At 70.9% G+C, this 21,692-nt stretch carries 21 protein-coding genes and 1 tRNA gene; 12 read left to right on the forward strand and 10 right to left on the reverse strand.

The window, feature by feature from the left end:
* Window positions 1-142 precede the first annotated feature (142 nt).
* From CEP50_RS10555 to CEP50_RS10565, 3 genes are all read left to right on the forward strand, one after another.
* Entirely contained in the window at window positions 143-397 is a 255-nt protein-coding gene (locus tag CEP50_RS10555) for a hypothetical protein (protein WP_019855884.1), read from the forward strand.
* A 96-nt stretch (window positions 398-493) separates the two neighbouring features.
* Window positions 494-1,168 (forward strand): Crp/Fnr family transcriptional regulator, encoded by a 675-nt coding sequence (locus tag CEP50_RS10560; RefSeq protein WP_019855883.1) that lies wholly within the window; start codon window positions 494-496, stop codon window positions 1,166-1,168.
* Between the two features lie 820 nt (window positions 1,169-1,988).
* Window positions 1,989-3,248, forward strand: a complete 1,260-nt coding sequence (locus tag CEP50_RS10565; protein WP_106113771.1) for an MFS transporter — start codon at window positions 1,989-1,991, stop codon at window positions 3,246-3,248.
* Between the two features lie 97 nt (window positions 3,249-3,345).
* Here CEP50_RS10565 and CEP50_RS10570 read toward each other — a convergent pair whose 3' ends face one another.
* The 7 genes from CEP50_RS10570 to CEP50_RS10600 form a co-directional block, all read right to left on the reverse strand.
* Entirely contained in the window at window positions 3,346-3,822 is a 477-nt protein-coding gene (locus CEP50_RS10570; RefSeq protein WP_258175144.1) for an Hsp20/alpha crystallin family protein, read from the reverse strand.
* A gap of 81 nt (window positions 3,823-3,903) precedes the next feature.
* Window positions 3,904-4,743 carry an MBL fold metallo-hydrolase gene (locus CEP50_RS10575; protein ID WP_106113772.1) on the reverse strand — a complete coding sequence of 280 codons (840 nt, stop codon included), beginning with the start codon at window positions 4,741-4,743 and terminating at the stop codon, window positions 3,904-3,906.
* A gap of 54 nt (window positions 4,744-4,797) precedes the next feature.
* A complete protein-coding gene (locus CEP50_RS10580) occupies window positions 4,798-5,616 on the reverse strand; it encodes an NUDIX hydrolase (protein WP_106113773.1) in 819 nt (272 codons plus the stop codon).
* Window positions 5,617-5,676: 60 nt separating this feature from the next.
* A complete protein-coding gene (locus CEP50_RS10585) occupies window positions 5,677-7,047 on the reverse strand; it encodes a hypothetical protein (RefSeq protein WP_219905427.1) in 1,371 nt (456 codons plus the stop codon).
* A 43-nt stretch (window positions 7,048-7,090) separates the two neighbouring features.
* A complete protein-coding gene (locus CEP50_RS10590) occupies window positions 7,091-7,702 on the reverse strand; it encodes a hypothetical protein (RefSeq protein ID WP_106113774.1) in 612 nt (203 codons plus the stop codon).
* 207 nt (window positions 7,703-7,909) lie between these two features.
* Window positions 7,910-8,377, reverse strand: coding sequence for a RidA family protein (locus CEP50_RS10595; RefSeq protein WP_106113775.1), 468 nt, complete (start codon window positions 8,375-8,377; stop codon window positions 7,910-7,912).
* A 148-nt stretch (window positions 8,378-8,525) separates the two neighbouring features.
* Window positions 8,526-8,681: a DUF4177 domain-containing protein gene (locus CEP50_RS10600; RefSeq protein ID WP_019855875.1), complete on the reverse strand. Its 156-nt coding sequence runs from the start codon at window positions 8,679-8,681 to the stop codon at window positions 8,526-8,528.
* A gap of 155 nt (window positions 8,682-8,836) precedes the next feature.
* Between CEP50_RS10600 and CEP50_RS10605 the strand changes: the two genes are divergently transcribed.
* Together CEP50_RS10605 and CEP50_RS10610 are read left to right on the forward strand one after the other, a co-directional pair.
* Entirely contained in the window at window positions 8,837-9,841 is a 1,005-nt protein-coding gene (locus CEP50_RS10605; protein WP_106113776.1) for an ArsA-related P-loop ATPase, read from the forward strand.
* A complete protein-coding gene (locus tag CEP50_RS10610) occupies window positions 9,838-10,971 on the forward strand; it encodes an ArsA family ATPase (protein WP_106113777.1) in 1,134 nt (377 codons plus the stop codon). Before CEP50_RS10605 ends, CEP50_RS10610 begins: the two co-directional genes overlap by 4 nt.
* Window positions 10,972-11,237: 266 nt before the next feature.
* Here CEP50_RS10610 and CEP50_RS10615 read toward each other — a convergent pair whose 3' ends face one another.
* Complete coding sequence (locus tag CEP50_RS10615; RefSeq protein WP_106113778.1) at window positions 11,238-11,537, reverse strand: WhiB family transcriptional regulator; 300 nt, start codon at window positions 11,535-11,537, stop codon at window positions 11,238-11,240.
* Window positions 11,538-11,780: 243 nt separating this feature from the next.
* On the opposite strand from CEP50_RS10615, the gene CEP50_RS10620 reads away from it, so the two are divergent.
* Window positions 11,781-14,165 (forward strand): penicillin-binding protein, encoded by a 2,385-nt coding sequence (locus CEP50_RS10620; RefSeq protein WP_258175145.1) that lies wholly within the window; start codon window positions 11,781-11,783, stop codon window positions 14,163-14,165.
* Window positions 14,166-14,217: 52 nt separating this feature from the next.
* Window positions 14,218-15,003, forward strand: a complete 786-nt coding sequence (locus CEP50_RS10625) for a siderophore-interacting protein (RefSeq protein WP_258175146.1) — start codon at window positions 14,218-14,220, stop codon at window positions 15,001-15,003.
* A gap of 49 nt (window positions 15,004-15,052) precedes the next feature.
* Here CEP50_RS10625 and CEP50_RS10630 read toward each other — a convergent pair whose 3' ends face one another.
* Entirely contained in the window at window positions 15,053-15,523 is a 471-nt protein-coding gene (locus CEP50_RS10630) for a GatB/YqeY domain-containing protein (RefSeq protein WP_106113781.1), read from the reverse strand.
* Window positions 15,524-15,627: 104 nt separating this feature from the next.
* Here CEP50_RS10630 and CEP50_RS10635 point away from each other — a divergent pair, with 104 nt between their 5' ends.
* Both CEP50_RS10635 and CEP50_RS10640 read left to right on the forward strand, forming a co-directional pair.
* Complete coding sequence (locus tag CEP50_RS10635; RefSeq protein WP_106113782.1) at window positions 15,628-16,590, forward strand: metallophosphoesterase; 963 nt, start codon at window positions 15,628-15,630, stop codon at window positions 16,588-16,590.
* Window positions 16,591-16,647: 57 nt separating this feature from the next.
* Window positions 16,648-16,721, forward strand: a tRNA-Pro gene (locus tag CEP50_RS10640).
* Between the two features lie 66 nt (window positions 16,722-16,787).
* Here CEP50_RS10640 and CEP50_RS10645 read toward each other — a convergent pair.
* Window positions 16,788-17,786 carry a glycoside hydrolase family 25 protein gene (locus tag CEP50_RS10645; RefSeq protein WP_181188326.1) on the reverse strand — a complete coding sequence of 333 codons (999 nt, stop codon included), beginning with the start codon at window positions 17,784-17,786 and terminating at the stop codon, window positions 16,788-16,790.
* Window positions 17,787-18,078: 292 nt separating this feature from the next.
* On the opposite strand from CEP50_RS10645, the gene CEP50_RS10650 reads away from it, so the two are divergent.
* The 3 genes from CEP50_RS10650 (at window position 18,079) to CEP50_RS10660 (ending at window position 21,685) form a co-directional block, all read left to right on the forward strand.
* Window positions 18,079-19,917, forward strand: coding sequence for a S9 family peptidase (locus CEP50_RS10650; protein WP_106113803.1), 1,839 nt, complete (start codon window positions 18,079-18,081; stop codon window positions 19,915-19,917).
* 87 nt (window positions 19,918-20,004) lie between these two features.
* The gene (locus CEP50_RS10655) at window positions 20,005-20,913 is read left to right on the forward strand and encodes a LysR family transcriptional regulator (RefSeq protein WP_106113784.1); all 909 of its coding nucleotides are present in this window, start codon (window positions 20,005-20,007) and stop codon (window positions 20,911-20,913) included.
* Between the two features lie 205 nt (window positions 20,914-21,118).
* A complete protein-coding gene (locus CEP50_RS10660; RefSeq protein WP_258175147.1) occupies window positions 21,119-21,685 on the forward strand; it encodes a cysteine dioxygenase family protein in 567 nt (188 codons plus the stop codon).
* Window positions 21,686-21,692: the final 7 nt, after the last annotated feature.

The raw sequence follows: 21,692 nt of genomic DNA on the forward strand, positions 1-21,692 counted from the left end.
GGCGGTGGGAGGCGTTCGTCCGAGCCGATCCGAGTGATTTTCGCCATTTTTGCCGGTCACGGGGGTTCGGTCCGACTGTGGAAGCGCTCCCAAATACCCCGGTTGCGAGTCCCACCGGGGTATGAGCGAGGATGGAGTAACAATGACTGCCTGGTTCGTTATCGTCGTACCGCTCGTGATCATGTTTTTCACGCTCTTCATGGAGCGTGTGGAGGCGCGGCTCCGACACGTGGCGGTACAGGAGAACGAGGTGGAGGAGCTGCTGGAGAACGCCCGTCCGGACGAGGTCCGGGCGCTGTTCCGGCAGGGAATTGGACGTGCGCTGGAGCTGTTCCAGCTTCGCAGGGTGGGACGCGCCGGCAGACTACGTACCCGCCGTTCACGTGACCGGTCGTAGACTGGGTTGTGGTGATAGGCGGCACACGCCGGTCGCCGCCCACGGGCGGTGGCCGGTGTCGAGAGCAGCCGCCGCGTCTCAACATGGAGGGACGAGGTGGACGAGACCCTGTCGCGGGCCGGTATCTTCCAGGGAGTGGAGCCGGCTGCCGCGGAGGCACTGACGCAATCGCTGGAACCGGTCGAGTTCCCGCGTGGCCACGTGATTTTCGCCGAGGGTGAGCCGGGGGATCGCCTCTACATCATCCAGTCCGGCAAGGTCAAGCTCGGGCGGAAGTCTCCCGACGGCAGGGAGAACCTGCTGGCGATCATGGGCCCTTCGGACATGTTCGGCGAACTGTCGATCTTCGATCCGGGGCCGCGTACGTCGACCGCCACCACGGTGACGGACGTGCGTGCGCTGACCATGGACCGGAGCGCGCTACGGCAGTGGATCGGCACGCGCCCGGAGATCGCCGAACAGCTGCTCCGGGTGGTTGCCCGCAGGCTGCGCAGGACGAACGGGATGCTGGCCGACCTGATCTTCACGGATGTCCCGGGTCGGGTGGCCAAGGCGCTGTTGCAGCTCGCGCAGCGTTTCGGCAGCCAGGAGTCGGGTCTGTTGCGTGTGACGCACGACCTGACCCAGGAGGAGATCGCACAGTACGTGGGTGCTTCACGGGAGACCGTGAACAAGGCCCTCGCCGACTTCGCACACCGTGGTTGGCTCCGACTCGAGGGCAAGAGCGTGCTGATTCTCGATCCCGAGCGGCTGGCTCGCCGGGCTCGCTGATCCGCGTTCTGCACGGCACGCCACTTCCGAGCTTTCCCGAGCGTGGTCGCAGCGCGCCGACCGCTCATTCGGATCGGGATCCGGTGAGGGGGACGGTGCGGTTTTTCGTGTCCGCGTGCGGTTCGCCGGGTTAGGTTCGCCTTCCGGAGATCTCGCGGGCGTCCCCGGGTTCGCATCCGGCCGGAAGGGGTGATCCCCTTCCGCCGGGCGGGCACCCCGTGTTGCGGAGGAGCGCGTGTCGGAGGCGCTCGCCGGTGCGCGGGTGTTCCCGCCGACGGGGCCGGGCCGTGGAGCGGCTCGGGAGTCCGGGGGCGGACGCCGGTCGTGGGCTCGCCCGGAGCGGTTGACGACGAAACGAGAAAGGACCGGGCGCCACCCCCGACGCGGCGCTCCGGTCCTTTCTCGTCGCGTGGCTCGTCCCCCGACCAACCACGCTTCCCCGATCCCTCGATGCGTCGGCCCCGAACCACCACATCGAAGGCTGTCTCCGGTTCTCCGCCGCCGAACCCCCGTACGGCGACGGGAAAGGTCCTGGCGTCGGTCCAGCTCCCTGGAAAACCGGTGGCCACGCGGGTGGTCCTGGGACCGTTCCCGCGTTGCTCACCTTCAGCGTGCGCCTCGGGGAGCCACCTTGCCAAGCCTTTTCACCCGTGAAGACGTACCGGAGCGCGTGTGGGTTGCGTGCTCCGGCAGATTTTTTCCGCCCGGTTTCGGCGGGCGGGGCAGTCCCGGGTGCGCTGCGGTTTCCGTGTTCCCAGGGGGAGGGTGGTGAGGCGGATAACCCGAAAACCGATGGTACTGCCGTACTGTTTTCGTAATAATGGTACGCGTGTCCCATTCCGTGAGTCTCGCCGACTACCGACAGGCCCTGAGCACGCGTGGTGCCGGGGCGCCGGTGCTGACCTCGATCCTGGCGCGGCTGCCCGTGGCCATGATCGGGCTGTCCCTGCTGCTGTACGTGCAACGGGCCACCGGATCCTTCGGCGTCGCCGGTCTCGTCTCGGCCGGCAACCTCGTGGGAGTGGCCTGCGGCTCCGTGGTGCAGGGACGGATCATGGACCGCCTCGGCCCCACCCGCCCGCTGCTGGTGGTCTCCACCCTGTTCGCCGGTTTCGTGGTGGCCGAGATCGGGATGATCGAGGCGGACGGCCCCGGAGTCGCCATGGTGCTGCTGGCGGTGGCCGTGGGAACGAGCGAACCCATGACGGGTCCCGCCTCCCGCGCGCTGTGGACCCTGCTGTTGCCGGCGGGCAGAGTCCGGGACGCCGCCTACTCCTACGAGGCCATCAGCATGGAGGTCTTCTTCATCCTGGGACCGGGCATCGCGGGCCTGCTCGTGACCACGCCCTGGCCGGGAACCGCCCTGGTCGTGGGAGCGAGCTGCATGATCCTCGGAAGCGTCGGCTTCGCCGTCACCCCGGCCGCCCGTAGGCAGCGCCCGGTGGACGACCCGCCGTCCGGCTCGCTGCTCGGAGCGCTGGCCACCTCGGGGATGCGGACACTCGCCCTGGCCGCCTTCGGTTTCGGCCTGCTGCTGGGCATGGTCGAGGTGGCGGTTCCCGCCGCTGCCGAACGCGCCGGACACGCCGCCGTGGGCGGGCTGCTGCTCAGCGCGTTGTCGGTGAGCTCGGTGGTGTTCGGCGTGCTGTACGGCACCCGTCCCTGGCCCAGGCCGATGTACCTGCGGCTGCCCACCCTGCTCACCGTGTTCGCCGTGCTGGTGGCGCTGCTCGCCCTGCCGGGAACACTCGCGGGGCTCACGGTGGCGCTGCTGGTGGCGGGCAGCCTGGTCACGCCCCAGTCCACCGCCCACTCGGTGGCCCTGGAGGCGGTGGCCCCGGAGGGGACCGCCACGGAGGCCTTCGCCTGGGTGATCACCGCCGTGACCCTCGGAGCCGCGGCGGGCCAGTCCCTGAGCGGACAGCTCGTGGAGTGGAGGACCTCCGCGACGGCCTTCCTCGTCGCCGGCGGACTCGGACTCGTGCTCGGTGGGCTGCTCTGGCTGCGGCGTCGCACCCTCCTGCCCACGCCGCGGAACCCGGAGGACCGGTGGGCGACGGTGGGCACGACCACGGGCTGATCCCGGGGCCACCGGCGTGGCCCGTCGCGGGCGGGGACACGTCCCGCACGCGGCGGGGACCCCGCAGGAGGCGTGCCCTCCGTGGCGCTCGGCACCGTCAATGGATCTCCACGCGCCGGGGCTTGGTCTCCTCGCTCTTCCGCACCCGGATGCTCAGCACCCCGTTCTCCAGCTTCGCCTCCACGTTCTGGCTGTCCACCTCGGAGGGAAGCGTGGTGCGGTAGGAGAAGCTTCCGGTGCGTCGGGTCTTCCGGTGCAGCGTCCCCGTGCGTTCCCGTTCCTCGGTGCGTCCGCTGACCCACAGCTCGTGGTCGCGGACCTCCACGGTGAGGTCGTCCCTGTTGACCCCGGGTACCTCCAGCTCGAACAGGTAGGCGTCCTCGGTCTCCTCCACGTCGACCATCGGCTGCCACGCCTCGGTGGGGCGGGTGGTCCGCCACCCGGGGTCGAGCATCCGCTCCATGCGGTCCCAGATGTCCTCCAGCTCCCGGAACGGCTCCTGCCAGAACGCGGGAACCGGACGGCTGCCCAACGAACCGTGTTCTCCACGGTGCACCGGCACGGGTTGGCTCATGGTCCTCGCCTCCTTTCCCCTCTCGTCACTCACCAGGGCGATACCCGCCGGGCACGGGGAGACAAACGGAAACGGGCCGCTTCAGAGCTCGCCCAGCTCCCTGAGGTGCTCCAGCTGTGCCAGCACGGTGCTCTCGGCGGCGGGACGCACGGCGGGATCGATGTCGGTGTAGACCACGTCGACCACCCTCGCGGCGTCGATCTCGCCCACCATCCCGCGTACCGCGGTCCGCACCTGGTCGAGCCGCTGCCTCCGGTGCGCGAGGTAGTGTTCCGCCACGGCGGGGGCACCGGGGAGTTCGGGACCGTGGCCGGGCAGCAGCCAGGTGCCCTCGGGAAGTTCCGTCAGACGACGCAGCGACTCCAGGTACGAACCGAGATGGCCGTCCTCGGCCATGACCACCGTGGTCCCGCGTCCGAGCAGGCTGTCCCCCGCGAAGACCGCCGGGACGCCCCCGTGCTCGGTGTGCAGACACACCGAGTCGGCGGTGTGCCCGGGGGTGGCCAGCACACGCAGCCGCAGCCCGGCCGCCGTGACGACCTCGCCGTCCCGCAGCTGTCCCGTCCCGAATCCCGAGTCCCGTCCGGCCGGGGAGTCCGTGCACCACTCCGGGTCGGCGGCGCGCACCGGTGCGCCGGTGCGCCGGGCGAGTTCCGTGACCGCCTCGGTGTGGTCCGGGTGGTGGTGGGTGAGCAGGATCCCGGCCACCGGCCGTGTCCCGCCCACGGCACGCAGGTGCTCCTCCTCGGCCGGACCCGGGTCGATCACCACGCACTCCTCGGCCTCGGGAGCGCCCACGATCCAGGTGTTGGTTCCGTCCAGTGTCATCGGCCCGGGGTTGGAGGCCAGGCGCACGGTGGCGTAGTCGAGCACCGGCCGGGAGACCGCGTAGGCGGGGTGCTGCCGGGTGTGTGAGCTCACTGGTTCTTCGTTCCCTTCCGGACGTGGTTTCGCTCGCGGTGGGGAGCACCCCGGTCAGGGCCGGTCGTGGTCGTCGGCGAGCACCACCCGCCACGCGCCGTCCCGGTGGACGATCCGGGGAATCGTCTTGTCGATCTCCCGGTCCGAGTTCAGGACCTCCGTGACGTCGGAGCAGGCCGCGAGTTCGGTCAGTGTCACCCAGGTGGGTGGGAGAAGTCCGCATTCGCCGGAACGCCAGGTCTCCAGGACCGTGGTCGGGCGGCTCCAGTAGGCCTCGGCGGCCTCCCCGGTGAACCCGTCCGCCCGTTGTCCCTCCGGCACGGCCGTCACGAAGAAACGCGTGTCGTACCTGCGGGGTTCGAGGGCCGGAGTCACCCAGTTCGACCAGGGGCGCAGCAGGTCCGCGCGCAGGACGAGCTCGTGCTCGTCGAGCATCTCCGCCAGGGAGATCTCCTTGGCGACCAGGGCCTGTCGCTCCGCCGCGTACCGGTCCGTCTCCGTGACCACGGCGTCCGGGGCCGTACCGGCGAGCAGCACCCCGGCCTCCTCGAAGGTCTCCCGCACGGCGGCGCACACCAACGCGCGGGCCACCTCCTCGCCGCACCCGAAGCGGGTGGCCCACCACGACGGGGGAGGGCCCGCCCAGGCGATCCGGGCCTCCTCGTCGCGTTCGTCCACACCCCCGCCGGGGAAGGCGGTCATCCCCCCGGCGAAGGGCATTCCCCGCACGCGTCGCTGGAGGAAGACCTCCGGGCCGTGCGGACCGTTGCGCAGCAGCACGACGGTGGCCGCGTCCCGGGGGGTGGCGGGAGGATCCGGCGGTTCGGCGGGAACCATGCTGTCCGGCAGGGTCAGCTCCGGAGGAAGGCGCATGAGCTCAGCCTAGGACTCCGTGCCGGGTGCGGGGTACGACATGGCCGGTTGTCGCCTCGCTCACGGGGAGTGCGGTCCGACCGAGCCGATGGGGGGAAAGTTCCCCGTTCCCGGGACGGTGGTGGTTCGCGGGTCCTGGGAGGACTCGGAACCACGGGTCACGGACTCCCCGGCTTCGGGGGAGTGGTCCGGTTCCCGGTCCTGTTCACGCTGGGCCAGCTCCTCGTGGAGCTTGCGCAGCAGGTTGCGCTCCCGGTTGGTGAGCTTCGCGTCCACGGCGGCGGGCACGTTCGGGTTGGAGGTGGTGTCGCCGGCCCCGGACTCCTCTCCGGCGGGTGAGGCTTCGGGACCGGTCTGCTCGGCGGGATCGAGCGGTTCCTCCGTGAACGCCCACGAGCTCTCCGAGCGGGGGAACTCCGCCACCGAGCCCTGCTCGCCGGGAGCGGGGAACTCCTGCTCCGGTGCCGTCCGGGCCGGCCCCGGGGACGAGGGGCCGTCGGCGAGGAGAGCGGTCTCCTCACCGGTGGTGTCCTCCTGCCGGTGCCGCACCGGGGAGGGGAAGTCCTCGATCGGCGGAAGCCCCCCGGAGGGGGACTCCTGGCGCGGGGGCTCGCCGAGTTCCGCGGCCGGCCATTCGGCGGTGGGATGTTCCTCGTCCGGTACCGGCGTGTCCTCCTCCGGGCCCGGAGGGCCGAGCGGGGCGGGGAATCCCTGGGTGGCGGGTTCGGCGGGCTCCGCGTTCGGACCGTGGCCCGCCGCGCGTGCGGAGGCGCGGCGGGCCCGGCGTGCGGTGTGGCGTGCTCCGGCGGGCGGCTCGGAGGGGGCCTGCCGGAGGGGGACCTCGTGGGCGACCGCGAGCGCGTTCCGGTGGTACTCGGGCAGCTCGCCGTCGGAGGGAAAGCTCTCCACCGAACAGGCGAGACCGGCCCGCCGCAGGGCCTGGGTGAGCTGGTAACCGGTCGGTCCCACGGCGGTGTGTCCGTCCACTTCGGCCAGCAGCACTCTCCGGGGAACCGTTCCCGCGGCGACCCCGGCGGGCGTGATGCGTGTCGCGCACCACACGGAGCGCAGCTCCGGCAGGCGAGCGGTCGCGGAGCGCAGCGCTGTGGCCAGGTCGTCCACCCGTTCCGGGGCGGTGAACCTGTGTGGTTCGGAGGTCTCCGGCGTGCCGGTGGCCAGCCGGTCGGCCAGCTCGGCCCGCGAGGCACTCCGGTCGAGCACGGCCGCGAGCTCGCGCTGTTCCCGGTCGGTCACCACGATGCCTCCGGCCACGAGTGAGCCGGTGACGAGTTCCGCGGCGAGGTCGCTGCGTCCCGCCCCGGCGAACTCGCGTGCCGTGTTGAGCGCGTCGTCGTCCAGCCTGCCGGTGAGGGCCAGCAAAAGCTCGTGCAGCCGCTCGGCGGGCGATCCGTTGTCCGCCAGGTCCACCACGGGTTCTCCTTGGTTCTGCTCGCTCCGGTCCTGGGCCGCGCGGTCAGTTCCGCACCGGGGACGCGCCGTTGCCCGTGCAGATCAGGTTCGACGCGGTACGCGCGCGGCCGTGGTAGTCGGTGGGTTCGACCTCCTCGGGCAGCACCTCGACGAGGGGGGTGTGGTTGCCGAGGGCACGCAGGACGCGCTGGATCTCGCCCGTGAGCTCCACGGGGTCGCCGGAGGTGTCGACCAGCACCACCCTGGTGGGCACGGTGGTCGCGGAGTCGTGCCGCCAGCTGCCGCGTACCTCGTGGACACCGGCACGACCGCGCAGTGCCGCCCCGAGCACCAGCGCCTCGGAGTCCGCCGTGTCGTCGGTGGGCCCCGAGGCGGTGAAGGAGTATCCGTCCGATCCGGACTCCGGGGGCAGCACCGCACTCACGGCGGCCGGGTCGGCCCCGAGCGGCAGCAGGGCCTCGGAGAGCAGGCGGTGTTCGGTGTCGGTCAGCCCGATGCGTTCGCGCAGCAACTGCTTGGGCAGGGAAACGGCGAGGACCTCCTCGGCTCCGCTGGCCAACCAGTCGCGGTAGCGCCAGAGCGACTCGGCCGGGATCCGGTCGGCGAGCCGCAGCAGCAGCTCGTGACACAACAGTCCGGTCTCGCGGTCGGTCACCTCTCGCCGTCCCTTCCTGGGATCCTTCCCAACACGCTGCGTCGAAGCATTCTCGTCGAATACGTCCGTACGGGTGATTTTCCTCCGCGAAACCGTACGATCAACCCGCCGGGGGCGCGGACTTCGTCACTCGTGGTTCCCGTAGGCAGCGCTCGTGGAGAGGGGCGTCCTCCGGAAGACGGGCCCGTGTTGCCGCACCACGCCTCCTCAGGAGTGCGTGGAGACCTCGGCGACCAGCTCCACCTCCACCGGCGCCCCCAGCGGGAGCTCGGCCACCCCGACGGCGGAACGCGCGTGGGTACCCGCCGAACCGAAGACCTCCCCCAGCAGCTCCGAGGCACCGTTGAGCACGGTGGGCTGGGCGGTGAACCCCGGCGCGGAGGCCACGAAACCCACCACCTTCACCACACCGGACACCGCGTCGAGACCGACCACACCGTCCACGGCCGCCAGCGCGTTCAACACGCAGACCCTGGCCAACCGCTGGCCCTCCTCCACCGTCACCTCGGCCCCGAGCTTGCCCGTCGCCGCCAGCGCTCCCTCCACGAAGGGCAGCTGACCAGCGGTGTGCACGTGGTCACCGCTGCGCACGGCGGGGGCGTAGGAGGCGACGGGGCGCGCCACCTCGGGCAGTCGCAGACCGAGCTCGGCGAGCCGCTGTGTCCAGGTGGTCATCGGGTATCTCCCGTTCGTCGGTTCCGGGGGGATCACCGTCGTTTCCCGCCGGGAAACACGGGTGGGGACGCGTCACTCCTCCGGGACGGACGCGTCACAGCGGGTCGTTCGCCGGAGCACACGGCGAGCGGACCCGCCGTGTGCGGCCTCATTCCTTCGGACGCTTCATGTAGGCGACCATCTGTTCGCCGGTCGGCCCCGGCAGGACGGCGACGAGCTCCCAGCCGTCCTCGCCCCACTGGTCGAGGATCTGCTTCGTGGCGTGGCTGAGCAGCGGCACTGTCGAGTACTCCCATTTGGTCATGCCGCCACCCTACTAAGACCTCCGCCCCCGACGGCCCGGTCGGGTGGTCGCCGGAACCGGTGATTCACGGGTTCCGGAGCCGGGGGCGGGCGACACGACGACCGTTCCCCGCTCGCGGGCGGACACGACCCCCACAGTCCACCTACGCTGATCGTGTGAGTTCTGGATGGGACCGTCAGCTGGACCGGGCCAGGCTGCACTTCGTCAGCGGCAAGGGAGGGGCGGGCAAGACGACCGCGGCCGCCTCCCTGGCACTGGCCCTGGCCACCGGGGGACGTCGGGTGCTGCTGGTCGAGGTGGAGGGCAGACAGGGACTGGCCCAGCTGTTCGACACCCCGCCGCTGGAGTACGCCGAACGCAGACTGGCCGCGGCCCCCGGAGGGGGCGAGGTACGGGCGCTCGCGGTGGAGGCGGAGGCGGCGCTGCTCGAATACCTCGCCATGTACTACAACCTCGGTTTCGCGGGACGCACCCTGCGCAGGATGGGAGCCATCGAGTTCGCGACCACCCTGGCCCCCGGCCTGCGGGACGTCCTGTTCACCGGCAAGATCAAGGAGTGCGTGCGCCGCACCGACCCCAACGGCCGCCACAGCTACGACGCCGTGGTGGTCGACGCCCCTCCCACCGGGAGGATAGTCCGGTTCCTCGACGTCACCCGGGCCATGGCCGACCTGGCCCGCACGGGACCGATCCACGGACAGAGCGAGGACGTGGTCGGCCTGCTGCACTCCGCCGACACCGTGGTGCACCTGGTGACGCTGCCGGAGCAGCTGCCGGTGCGGGAGACCCTGGAAACCGTGGAGGAACTGGACGCGGCCGCACTGCGCCCGGGGGCCGTGCTGCTCAACAGGGTGCGCCCCCCGCGCCTGGCCACCCGCTCGGTGACGGCCGCCGCCGACGGCAGGGTGGACGCGAACCGGATCAGGAGCGGACTGGAGTCGGCGGGGTTGGACTGGAACGACGAGGTGCTCGACGGGCTGGTCGCCGAGACCGTCGAGCACGCCACCAGGGCCAGCGCCGAACTGGCCGCGCGCGAACGACTGCACGGCACCGACCTCGCCGCGCTCGACCTGCCCGAGTACGTGGACGGGATCGACGTGGCCGCACTGTACGAGATGGCCGAGAAACTCGTCGCCCACGGCGTCGGAGGACAAGGATGAACGAGCGCTCCCGTCCGGAACGGCTCGACGTGGACGCACTGCTGCGGGACCCCGCCAACCGGATCGTGGTGTGCTGCGGCTCCGGGGGCGTCGGCAAGACCACCACCGCGGCCGCGCTGGGACTGCGGGCGGCGCACCAGGGCCGCAGGACGGTGGTGCTCACGATCGACCCGGCCCGCAGACTCGCCCAGGCCCTCGGACTGGCCGAACTGGACAACAAACCGGGGCGGGTGGAGCTGGACCCCTCGGTTCCGGGGGAACTGTACGCCATGATGCTCGACATGCGCCGGACCTTCGACGACATGGTCCTGGCGCACGCCGGCCGTGAGCGGGCGCGGCAGATCCTGGACAACCCCTTCTACCGCACCGTGTCCACGTCCTTCTCCGGGACCCAGGAGTACATGGCGATGGAGAAGCTCGGGCAACTGGCCGCGGAGGGGAGCTGGGACCTCATCGTCGTGGACACCCCGCCCAGCAGGTCGGCCCTGGACTTCCTGGACGCCCCGCAGCGACTGTCCACGATCCTGGACGGCAGGCTGATCCGGATGCTGGCCAGCCCGGCACGCGCCGGGGGGAAGGGACTCCGCAAGCTGGTCGGGGCGGGCTTCGGCGTGTTCGCCCGGACCGTCTCCACGATCGTCGGTCACCAGCTGCTGTCGGACGCCGCCGCCTTCGTCCAGGCCTTCGACTCGACGTTCGGGGGGTTCCGGGAACGCGCCGAGCACACCTACCGGATGCTGCGTTCGGAGGGAACCCGGTTCCTCGTGGTGGCCACTCCCGAGGCGGACGCGCTGCGCGAGGCCTCCTACTTCGTCGAGCGGCTCTCCTCCGAGGGGATGCCGTTGTCCGGGCTGGTCGTCAACCGCACCCACCCGGTGCTGGCGGACCTGCCCGCCGCCCGGGCCGTCGCTGCCGCCGAGGAACTGGAGGAGGCCGGGGGCTCCCCCCTGGCGGCCTCGGTGCTCCGGCTGCACGCGGACCGCGTGGCGGTGGCCGAGCGGGAGAAGAGACTGCTGGCCCGGTTCACCCGGGCGCATCCGGAGGTGGGGCTGGTCGGGGTTCCGGCCCTGCCCGGCGACGTGCACGACCTGGACGGACTCGACGAGGTCGGAACACGGCTGGCGGGCTGAGGACTCCTTCCGGGACGGCCGCCGCGCTGCTCACGCACCCGAACCCCCCACGGCCGGGGAGTCGGCCGCGCCGCGGGCCGGCGACCGTGCCACCAGGATCACGGGGACCGGACGGGCGAAAGGCGCCGTCCGGCCGTACGCGCGGGGCCGGGGGGCCGTTGTCGACGTTGGTTGTTCCTCCCGCCCGCCGAGCCGTCGGCGTCCGGGCGTGCCGGTGTTCGTGCCCCGGCGATCCGCTTGTTCGGCCTCGGTTCAGCTCGTCGTCGTCATCCCACCTGGTAGGCGTCGGGACTGCTGTACTCCGCGCGGGCCGTTTCGAGCAGTTCCCGCCAGTTGCGGACGTCCGGACGCCTGCGCAGCAGGGCCCGTCGTTCGCGTTCCGTCATGCCACCCCAGACTCCGAACTCGATCTTCTTGTCCAGTGCCTCGGCGAGGCACTCGGTGCGTACGGGGCACCCGAAGCAGATCGTGCGCGCTTTGCGCTGTTCGGCTCCCCGTACGAAAAGCTGGTCCGGGTTCGTGTCGCGGCACGCCGCGTGAACCCGCCAGTCCCCCTGTTCGAGCATCAAGGCCCCCAGCTCCTCACTGGATCGTCGGCGACCTGCAATCTCCGGGCCCCCCGGCACCGGCTGTCGTGACGCACCGAGGACGCGTCACGAACTCCCGTCGCTGGACGTGGACGCACCATAGAAGATCTCGGTTCCACGGCCAACCGACTTTCGTGGGATTTTTCTTTTGCGGTCATCACATCGGGGGGTATTGACGACGACAGCGAGTGATCTCACGCGAGGCGACTTACCGTGAGCGGTGTGCGGCTTCGTAACGGCGTGATCAAGCTGTTCGGTCTGTGTGTGCTGGCAGGCGTCCTGGTGGCGGGCATGCTGTTCCCCGCCGTGGGATCACTCGGCGTGGTCTCGAACCGGGCCAGCGACGCGGTGAACAGGATCTCCTCGGAGATGCTCGCCGAACAACCACCCTTGGTGACGACCGTCACCGACCGGGCGGACAATCCGATCGCCTACCTGTACGAGCAGTACCGCACCCCGGCGAGTTCCGACCAGATCGCCGACACCATGAAGGCCGCCATGGTCGCCATCGAGGACCAGCGCTTCTACGAACACCAGGGAGTGGACTGGCCGGGCACGGTGCGCGCCTTCGTGAGCAACCAGGTCGCCGGGGAGATCACCCAGGGCGCCTCGACCATCACGCAGCAGTACGTGAAGAACTACCTGATGCACGTGGCGGCCCGGGGAGATCCGGTCAAGCAGGCCGAGGCCTCCGAGCAGACCGTGGCGCGCAAGCTCAGGGAGATCCGCATCGCCCTGCAACTGGAGAAGCGCCTGAGCAAGGAGGAGATCCTCACCCGCTATCTGAACGTGGTCCCCTACGGCAACCGGATCTACGGGGTGGCCGCGGCGGCCCAGGCCTACTTCGGCACCACACCGGACCAGCTCACGGTTCCCCAGGCGGCGCTGCTCGCGGGAGTGGTCAACCGGCCGGGATCGTTGAACCCGGTCACCCAGCCCAAGGAGGCCCTGTTCCGCCGTGGACTGGTGATCGACGCGATGGCCCGGCAGAACCGGATCACCGAGGAGGTCGCCCGCGAGGCCAAGCAGGCACCGCTGGGAGTCCGGAAACCACTGGGCAAACTTCCCAACGGCTGCGTCGGTGCCGGTGGGGAGAACGGTTTCTTCTGCAAGTACGTGGAGAACTACCTGCAACGGGCCGGACTCTCGGCGGAGGAGTTGCGATCCGGGGGATACACCATACGCACCACCCTGGACCAGCGGGTGACGGCGGCGGCCAAGAAGTCCGCCGAGGAGGGGGTTCCCCAGGACAGCCCCAGGGTGGCCAACGTGCTGTCCGTGGTGGAGCCCGGCACGGACAAGCACCGGGTGCGGGCGTTGGCGGCGAACCGGAACTTCGGGTTCGACAAGGAGAAGGGTGAGAGCGCCTACGCCCTGCCCACCACGATGGTGCAGAAGGGGGCCGGCTCGGTGTACAAGGTGTTCACCGCCGCGGCCGCCCTGGAGGAGGGGATGGGGATCGACAACGTGGTCCCGGGACCCTCCTCCTACACCTCGGTGAAGTTCAGCAACGGCACCAACCCGTACACGGTGGGCAACGCCGAGGGGGTCGGTGCGGGGGCCCGTTCCATCCGCAAGGCACTGGCCACCTCCCCGAACACCTCCTTCGTGATCCTGGAGGAACGCGCCGGGCTGGACGACACGGTGGACATGGCCGCGCGGCTGGGGATGCGCCGCACGCTCAACCACCACGACCTCGCCGGCATCCCCATGGCCTCCGAACGGGCCCGCGAGCGAACCCAGGCCGAGGAGATCAAACAGCGCAGGATCGGTGCCTTCACCCTCGGGTTCAGCCCCACCAGTCCGCTGGAGCTGTCCAACGTGGCCGCGACGCTGATGAGCGGCGGGGTGTGGTGCCCGCCCACTCCGATCAAGGAGATCCGGGACCGGCACGGCAACCGTGTGTCCATCACCGAGCCGCCCTGTGAGCAGGCTGTCGACCGGGAGCTCGCCGACGCGATGGTGGTCGGCATGTCGGACGACACCACCTCCGGCACGGCGGCCCGGGCGGCCAGCGCGACGGGATGGGACCGCCCCACCGCGGCCAAGACCGGAACCACCGAGACCTTCGCCTCCGCCGCGTTCATCGGGGCCACACCACAGTTCGCCGGGGCCGCGCTCACCTTCATCGACCGCCCGCCCTCCTGGCGCGGAGCCGGTATCTGCCTCGGCGGAACCCCGTCGGTGTGCGGCAGCGGGAACATATACGGCGGCACCGTGCCGGCCAAGACCTGGATGCGGGCCATGAAGCAGGCCCACGAGGGAATGCCCGTGGAACAGCTGCCCACCACCACCGAGCGCTACCACAGCGGCGGTTCGGGCAAGCAGATTCCCGAGGTCGTGAGCATGAGGGCCGAGCAGGCGAAGCGGAAGCTGCGGGAGGCGGGCTACGAGGTCGACAGCCGCACCGTGAACAGCAAGGAGCCGCACGGGACGGTGATCGGCCAGTCCCCCCGTGGCGTCGCCCCGGAGGGCACCAGCATCCGGATCTCGGTCAGCACCGGCTACATCCCCCCGCCTCAGACGCACACGCGAGAGCCCGAACCCGCCGAGAACGATCGGGGCAACGGGCAGCGGGGATCCGGTTCCGGGGACTCGGGCGGCTGACCGGCGGCCTGCGGCCGGGCAGCGGGGCGGCGCGGTCCTACACTGGTCGGCCGTGGGAAGTACACATCCAGGCAAAGCACCGGTGCGGTCCCGCTACAGACAGCTGGAGGTCGCCAGGGTCGAGCGCATCACACCCCTGATGAAACGCGTGGTGCTGACCGGGGAGGAGCTCGCCGACTTCGTCAGCAGCGGCACCGACCAGCGCATCAAACTGTGCCTGCCGCGCCCCGGTCTTCCCACTCCCCTCGGCAACAGCAGGGCCGAGGTGTTCGCCGCTCCACGGCACCAGCAGCCCAGGCAGCGCACCTACACGGTCCGCTGGTTCGACCCGCGCAGCCGCGAGCTGGCCGTCGACCTGGTGCTGCACGCCCACGAGGCCCCCGGAGCCACCTGGGCGGCGAACGTGCGTGCCGGTGACCGGGTGGTCACGGTGGGGCCCAGCCCCTCCTACACCCCGTCCCCGGAGGCCGACCCGTTGGTACTCGTCGGTGACGAGACGGCCCTGCCCGCCGTGTGCGCGATCCTGGAGGAACTGCCCACCGGCGTTCCGGCCAGGGTCTTCGTGGAGGCGGACACGGCCGCCGAGCGGGACTACGTGCCGAGCACGCTCCCGGGGGAGTGGACCTGGTTGTTCCGGGAGGGAGAGCCCCCCGGAAGGTCCGAGGCGCTGCCGGAGGCGGTCCGCTCGGCGGAACTGGGCGAACACCCGCACCTGTGGGTGGGGGCCGAGGCGAGCGTGGTGGAACGCATCAGGGAGTTCGGCGAGAAAACCCTCGGGTTGGGACGGTCCCGGATGTACGCGCTGGCCTACTGGAGGGTAGGCAGGGGCGAACGCTGAAACGCGGGCGCGTCCACCCCGCCGGGTCGTCCCACGGCTGCGGGACCGGTCAGATCCCCAGTTCGGCCTTCACCGCCGCGGCCACCCGGCCTCCCTCGGCCCGGCCGTCGACCTTGGCGTTCGCGAGTTTCATGACCCGGCCCATCTGTTTCGGTCCCGGGGTTTCGCCGAGTTCGGCGGCGACCTCGGAGACGGCCTGCCTGGCCAGCTCGGCGAGTTCCGCGTCGTCGAGCTGCGCGGGCAGGTACTCCCGCAGGATCTCGCCCTCGGCGCGTTCGGAGGCGGCCTGTTCGGTCCTGCCCGCGGAGTCGAAGGCGGCGGCGGACTCGTCGCGTTTCTTGACCTCCTTGGCCAGGACGGAACGGACCTCCTCGTCGGACAGCTGTCGGGCCTGCTTGCCCGACACCTCCTCCGCCCCGATGGCGGACAGGGCCATGCGCAGCACCCCGGTGCGCGTGGTTTCCCGCTGTTTGATCGCCGCGGTCAGGTCGTTCCGCAGCCGTTCTTTCAACTCGGACATGGCCTCGATTATCCCGGCCACCGCCGAACGCCGGCACGGCACGCCGGGTGAAGGATCGTTCGGGCCGTCGTACGAGACGGGCGTGTGCCCCGTAGGCTGGTGGTGTGAACACGTTCGGTCGGATTCTGCTCACCGCCGGGGCGTTCGGCGGCTCGGTGCTCGGCTACGCGGCGGGAATCGAACGCAGGAGCTGGACGCTGCGCACGGCCACCCTGCCGGTGCTGGCCGAGGGCAGCCCGCGGGTTCGGGTGCTGCACGTGTCCGACCTGCACATGACCCCCCGGCAGTTCTCCAAGCAGCGCTGGGTGGCCGCGCTGGACGAGCTGGAGCCGGACCTGGTGGTCAACACCGGGGACAACCTGGCCCACCCTCAGGCGGTGCCCGCCGTGCTGCGTGCCCTGGGGCCGTTGTTGGACCGACCCGGGGTGTTCGTCTTCGGCAGCAACGACTACTACGCGCCGAAACCGAAGAACCCGGCGCGCTACCTGATCCCGGCGGCCAGGCAGAAGCGCATTCGCGGCAGGCCGCTTCCGTGGCGGGACCTGCGGGCGGCGATGACCGAACGCGGTTGGATGGACCTGACACACCGGAGGGGTGAGCTGACCGTCGGCGGGGTGCGGATCCACGTCGCGGGGCTGGACGACCCGCATCTCAAGCGGGACCGCTACGCGGAGATCGCGGGAGCTCCGGTGGAGGGCAGCCAGTTGGGGCTGGGGGTCACGCACTCCCCGGAGCCGAGGGTGCTGGACTCCTTCGCCGCCGACGGCTACGACCTGGTGCTCGCCGGGCACACCCACGGCGGCCAGCTGCGCCTTCCCGGCTACGGGGCGATCGTCACCAACTGCCAGCTCGACCGGGGGCGGGCCCGGGGGAGTTCCACCTGGGGTGAGCACACGTGGCTGCACGTCTCGGCGGGACTGGGGACCTCTCCCTACGCGCCGGTGCGGTTCGCCTGCCCGCCCGAGGCCTCCCTGTTGACGCTGGTCCCGCGTTCGGAGGGCGGTTCCGTCGGTGCGGCGCGTGACGAGTCGGGGGCCCCTGTCGAGTCCCGGATCGGTGTCCGATAGACTCTGGGGCGTCGTTCGGTGGCGATCAGCTTCCGGCGACGATCCCGCCGGGAGATCCGGGGTGTAGCGCAGTTTGGGAGCGCGCCTCGTTCGGGTCGAGGAGGTCGTGGGTTCAAATCCCGCCACCCCGACGTGGAATCCGGTTGTCGGACCGCAGGGTCCGGCAACCGGATTTTTTCGTGTTCTCCCCGGTGGGATCACTCGGAGCCGCGGCTCTGGCCGTCCTCCTCCCGCACCGCGTGGTGCGGACGGGCCGAGGTGGTGAGCCGTGCGGTGACCGCGTCGACCACCTCCTCGCGCTTCGGGTCGTCGGCCTCCAACACGGTGTCCACGGCCTCGGCGACCACGCTGCGCAGGGCCCGTTCCCGCCCGCCTTCCGCCGTCACCTCGGCGGCGAAACGCTTGTGCAGGTCGAAGGTGTGCTTGTCGATCCAGCGGGTGAAGTCCACGAGGGTGAACGTCTTCGATCCGTCCACATAGGATGGCCATCCGGGGAACTGCCCCGGGGAGCGGCTGCCGGTGAGCTGTTGGAGGATGTCGAACAGGGCCTGTCGTTCGTCGGCGCGCATGTCCTCTCCCTGGGGGGTGAGCAGGTTGTCCAGGTCCCGGCGGGTGCCGAGATGGGCGTTGGCGTCCACGGGAGTGTTTCCGGCGACGGTGGCCTGGCTGGTGAACTGCAACACGGCCACGTGGTTGCCGCCGTAGCCGTTCCAGAAGTGCTCGGGAACCCGTTGGTAGATCTCGCTGGCGTAGCCGCCCCGGTTGTCCGGGTACCGGGACTTCCACAGCGGGGGGAACCCGGACAGGTCGGGTTCGCCGATCCGTCGCCAGTACCACTCCGGCAGGTAGATCAGTGGTGTGTGGAAACCCCGCCGGTGCAGCTGCGCGGTCAACGCGTGGGCCAGTTCGGCGTGACCACCTCCCTCCTCCACGTCGAGGATCACGGGAACGTCGGTGGGCACGATGCGGGCGATGTGCTCGGCCTGGGCGGCGGCGGAGGCCCCTGCCCGCTGGTAGTGGTAGGCGGCCACCAGCAGGCCCGCCGAGCGGGCGTTGGCGAGGTTCTCGGCGAAGCGGTGGTCGACGAAACCGTCGCCCTCGGTGGCCTTGAGGAACGCGAACTCGAAGTCCTCCGCCCGGGCGCGGTGCATGTCGAACGGTCCCTGGTGATGTGAGACGTCGATCCCGTAGATCATGGTTACCCCACCCGTGCTCGCGGCGCGGACTCGTGACGTCCTCCCCGGCCCGGGTGCCGGAGAGGGTGGGCACCCGGGGTTCCGGGGCGCCCGCGCGAACCCGGGATCCGCCCCCGGCCCGTGACTCGGGTGCGTCTCCCGTGGTGGGTCCGCGCGAACGGAAGTCGTTCGATCGTCTCCCGATCCGGGCATTCGGGACAATCAACCGACAGGCTTGTACTCCTTCGTCTGGTCGAGCGACACCGCCTACCCAGTGCTCACACCGTTGCTCCGATCGGGCAGGATCGGTGACGTGAGCACGTATCCAGGCGCCAAGATCCCGGAAACCCTGTTCGACGACCCGGACAAGGAGGCGCGCTGGCGCGCCCGCTTCAGCGCTCCCCGTGTGTCACTGCCGGACTGGGCGCGGGACGCTCCCCACCGGAGTCTGTACGTCTCGAACGTGAGCGGCACCTGGGAGCTCTACGCCTGGGACCGCGCCACGGACACCCACCGTCAGGTCACCGCGCGCCCGAACGGCACCTTCCACGGGACGCTCTCCGCGGACGGGAACCGGATCTGGTGGTTCGACGACACCGACGGCGACGAGTTCGGAAGCTGGGTGAGCGAACCGTTCGACCCCACCGGGGAGTCCCCCGGGAATCCGCTGCCCACCACCCACGCGGGCTATCCCGCCGGGTTGGAACTGGGGCAACGGGTGATCGCCCTCGGGATGTCCACCGACGAGGGGGTCACCGTGTGGGTCTCCGAGGACGGGGACACCCGAGTGATCTACCAGCACGAGCAGGACGGCGGGCTGGCCGCCGCGTCCAGGGACGAGACGCTGCTGGTGCTGTCGCACTCCGAGCACGGCGACAGCAGGCACCCCGCGCTGCGGGTGCTGCGCACGGACGGCTCGACGCTCGCCGAGAAGTGGGACGGCCCCGGACTCGGGCTGGGCGCGCTGGACTTCGCCCCGGTGCCCGGCGACACCCGGCTGCTGGTCTCGCACGAGCGGCGCGGACGCGAGGAACTGCTTCTCTGGGACGTGGCCACCGACACCGAGACCGAGCTCGACCTGGACCTGCCCGGCGAGCTCTCCGCCGACTGGTATCCGGACGGTTCGGCACTGCTGATCGCGCACACGCACCGGGCGCGCACCACCCTGCACCGCTACGACATCGCGGCGGGAACCCTCACCCCGTTGCCCACCTCCCGGGGGACCGTCGGAGCGGCCTCGGTGCGCCCGGACCACTCGGTGGAGTACACGTGGTCCTCGGCCGCCGTGCCGGGGCGGGTACGGGTGCTCTCCCCGGAGGGGGAGGACAGCGTGCTGCTGACCCCCGGAGGGGACCGCGCCCCGGAGTCCAGGCCCGTCGAGGACGTCTTCGTGGAGGTTCCCTACGGTCCCAACGACACGGTGCACGCCCTGCTCGCCCGCCCGGACGACACGAGCGACGGGCCGCTGCCCACGGTGTTCAACCTGCACGGCGGTCCGCACGCCGCCGACGAGGACCGCTTCTCCTCCTACCGCGCGGCCTGGCTGGAGGCCGGGTTCGCGGTCGTCGAGGTCAACTACCGCGGATCGACCGGCTACGGCTCGGCGTGGCGGGACGCGATCGAGGGACGACCGGGCCTGACCGAGCTGGAGGACGTCGCCCGGGTGCAGGACTGGGCGATCAAGGAGGGGCTGACCACCCCCGAGCTCAGCGTCGTCGCGGGAGCCTCCTGGGGCGGGTACCTGACCCTGCTCGCCCTGGGCACCCAACCCGACAGGTGGGCCGGCGGGGTCGCCGGTGTCCCGGTCGCCGACTACGTCTCCGCGTTCGCCGACGAGATGGAACCGCTGCGCGCCTACGACCGGGCGCTGTTCGGGGGATCCCCGGATGAGCTGCCGGAGCTGTACCACGAGTGCTCCCCGCTCACCTACGTGGACGAGGTGCGTGCCCCGGTGCTGGTGCTGGCCGGGGACAACGATCCGCGGTGCCCCATCCGGCAGGTGCTCAACTACCTGGACCGGCTGCTCCAGCGGGAGGTGCCCTTCGAGTTCTACCGCTACGACGCCGGGCACGGCTCCCTGGTGATCGCCGAGACGTTGCGCCAGGTCGCCACCGAGATCCACTTCGCCCGCCGGGCGGTGGGAACGGCCTGAGCCGAGGCGACGAGCCCGGCCGCCACGAGGCCGAGGTTTCCGCACCGGCGGGTACCCACCCGCCGGTGCGGTTCGTATGCTGCGGGAATGGTCGATCCCCGCTACATCGGCGTGTTCCACACCGTGGTGCGCACCGGCTCCTACACGGCGGCCGCGCGCAGCCTCGGCTACAGCCAGCCCGCCGTCAGCCAGCAGATGCGGGCGTTGGAACGGAGCCTGGGCACCGCGCTGTTCCTCCGTGTCGGCGGGGGGCTGGAGCTCACCGAGGCGGGAAGAATACTGGCCACGCACGCCGAGTCGGTCGTCGACGACCTGACCGCCGCGGAGAACAAGATCTCGGCGGTGCGGGAACTGCGCAGCGGCAGCATCCGGGTCTGCGCCTTCCCCAGTGCGAGCGCGACCCTGGTTCCCCGGGCGGTGGCCCGTGCCACCGAGGAGCACCCCGAGCTGCGGGTCCGGCTCAGCGAGGCCGAACCACCGGACTCGCTGGAGGCGCTCCGCCGGGGTGAGTGCGACATCGCCCTGGCGTTCAGCTACCCGGACACCGAGGAACTGCCCGGCGAGGAGGTGACGGGGACCGACGTGCTGGACGACCCGCTGGTGGCGGTGCTTCCCGGCGAGCACGAGCTCGCCGGGCGGGACTCGGTCGGGCTGGGCGAACTGGCCGGGCAACGCTGGATAGCGGGGTGCCCCCGGTGCAGGGAGTACTTCACCAGGGCCTGTTCCGAGGCCGGTTTCGAACCGGAGATCGCCTTCACCACCGACGACAACCTGGCGGTGCAGGGGCTGGTCGCCGCCGGGGTGGGGATCGCGCTGATGCCCGCCCTGGTGCTGTCGTTCCTGCGGCACCCGAACGTGGTGGGAGTGCGGGTGGCCGGTCTCGAACAGCGCCGCGTGACCGCCTACGCGCTGCGGGAGCAGCGCCGGATTCCCGCCACCGCGCTGATGCTGGACACCTTCGGTCGGGTGGGTGCGCAGATGCGGGCCGAGGACTGAGTTCGACGGGACCTCCGGGGCACGTACCCGAGTCGCACGGCCCGTGTCAGGCGGGTTCCCCGGCGATCTACGACACTTCCGGAAGAACCCCGGGCAGGAGCGGACACCGGGCTCGCGGGCACACGGTGCGTTCATAAGCCGGAGTTGGCCCTCCCCCAACAATCCGGTGGTCGACCGGACGTCCGTGACCGGGCATGGTTCGGGTATGACCACGATGCGGACCGAACACCAGAATCCGCGACTGACCGAGCTCACCGACGCGATCCGCGAGTGCGTGCGCGCCGGACGCTCCCAGGCGCACACCGCCGATCTGGTCAGGGACGCGTTGCGTCCGTTCCTCGACGTCCCGGGCCTGCTCCGGGAGGACCAGCGGGTCGGGGACCCGGAGCACTACCTCCAGCACGTGTTGCACGTGGAACCGGACGCGAGTTTCTCCGTGGTGGCGCTGGTGTGGCTGCCCGGGCAGCAGACACCGATCCACGACCACGTCGCCTGGTGCGTGACGGGGGTCTACCAGGGCACCGAGAGCGAGCAGCACTACCAGCTGCGGCAGTCCCCGGCGGGGGACTACCTCGTTCCCGCCGGACTCGTGACCAACCAGCGCGGACAGAGCTGCGGATTCGCCCCTCCCGGGGACATCCACCTGGTGCGCAACTGCGGAACCGAGACGGCGATCTCCCTGCACGTCTACGGCGCCGACATCGGCCGGTTGGGTACCAGTGTGCGCAGGGTCTACGAGCTTCCGGTGCACTCGGAGCCGGGTTCGGCGTGACCTTCGG

The sequence above is a fragment of the Actinopolyspora mortivallis genome (assembly GCF_003001495.1).
GTDB lineage: Bacteria > Actinomycetota > Actinomycetes > Mycobacteriales > Pseudonocardiaceae > Actinopolyspora > Actinopolyspora mortivallis_A.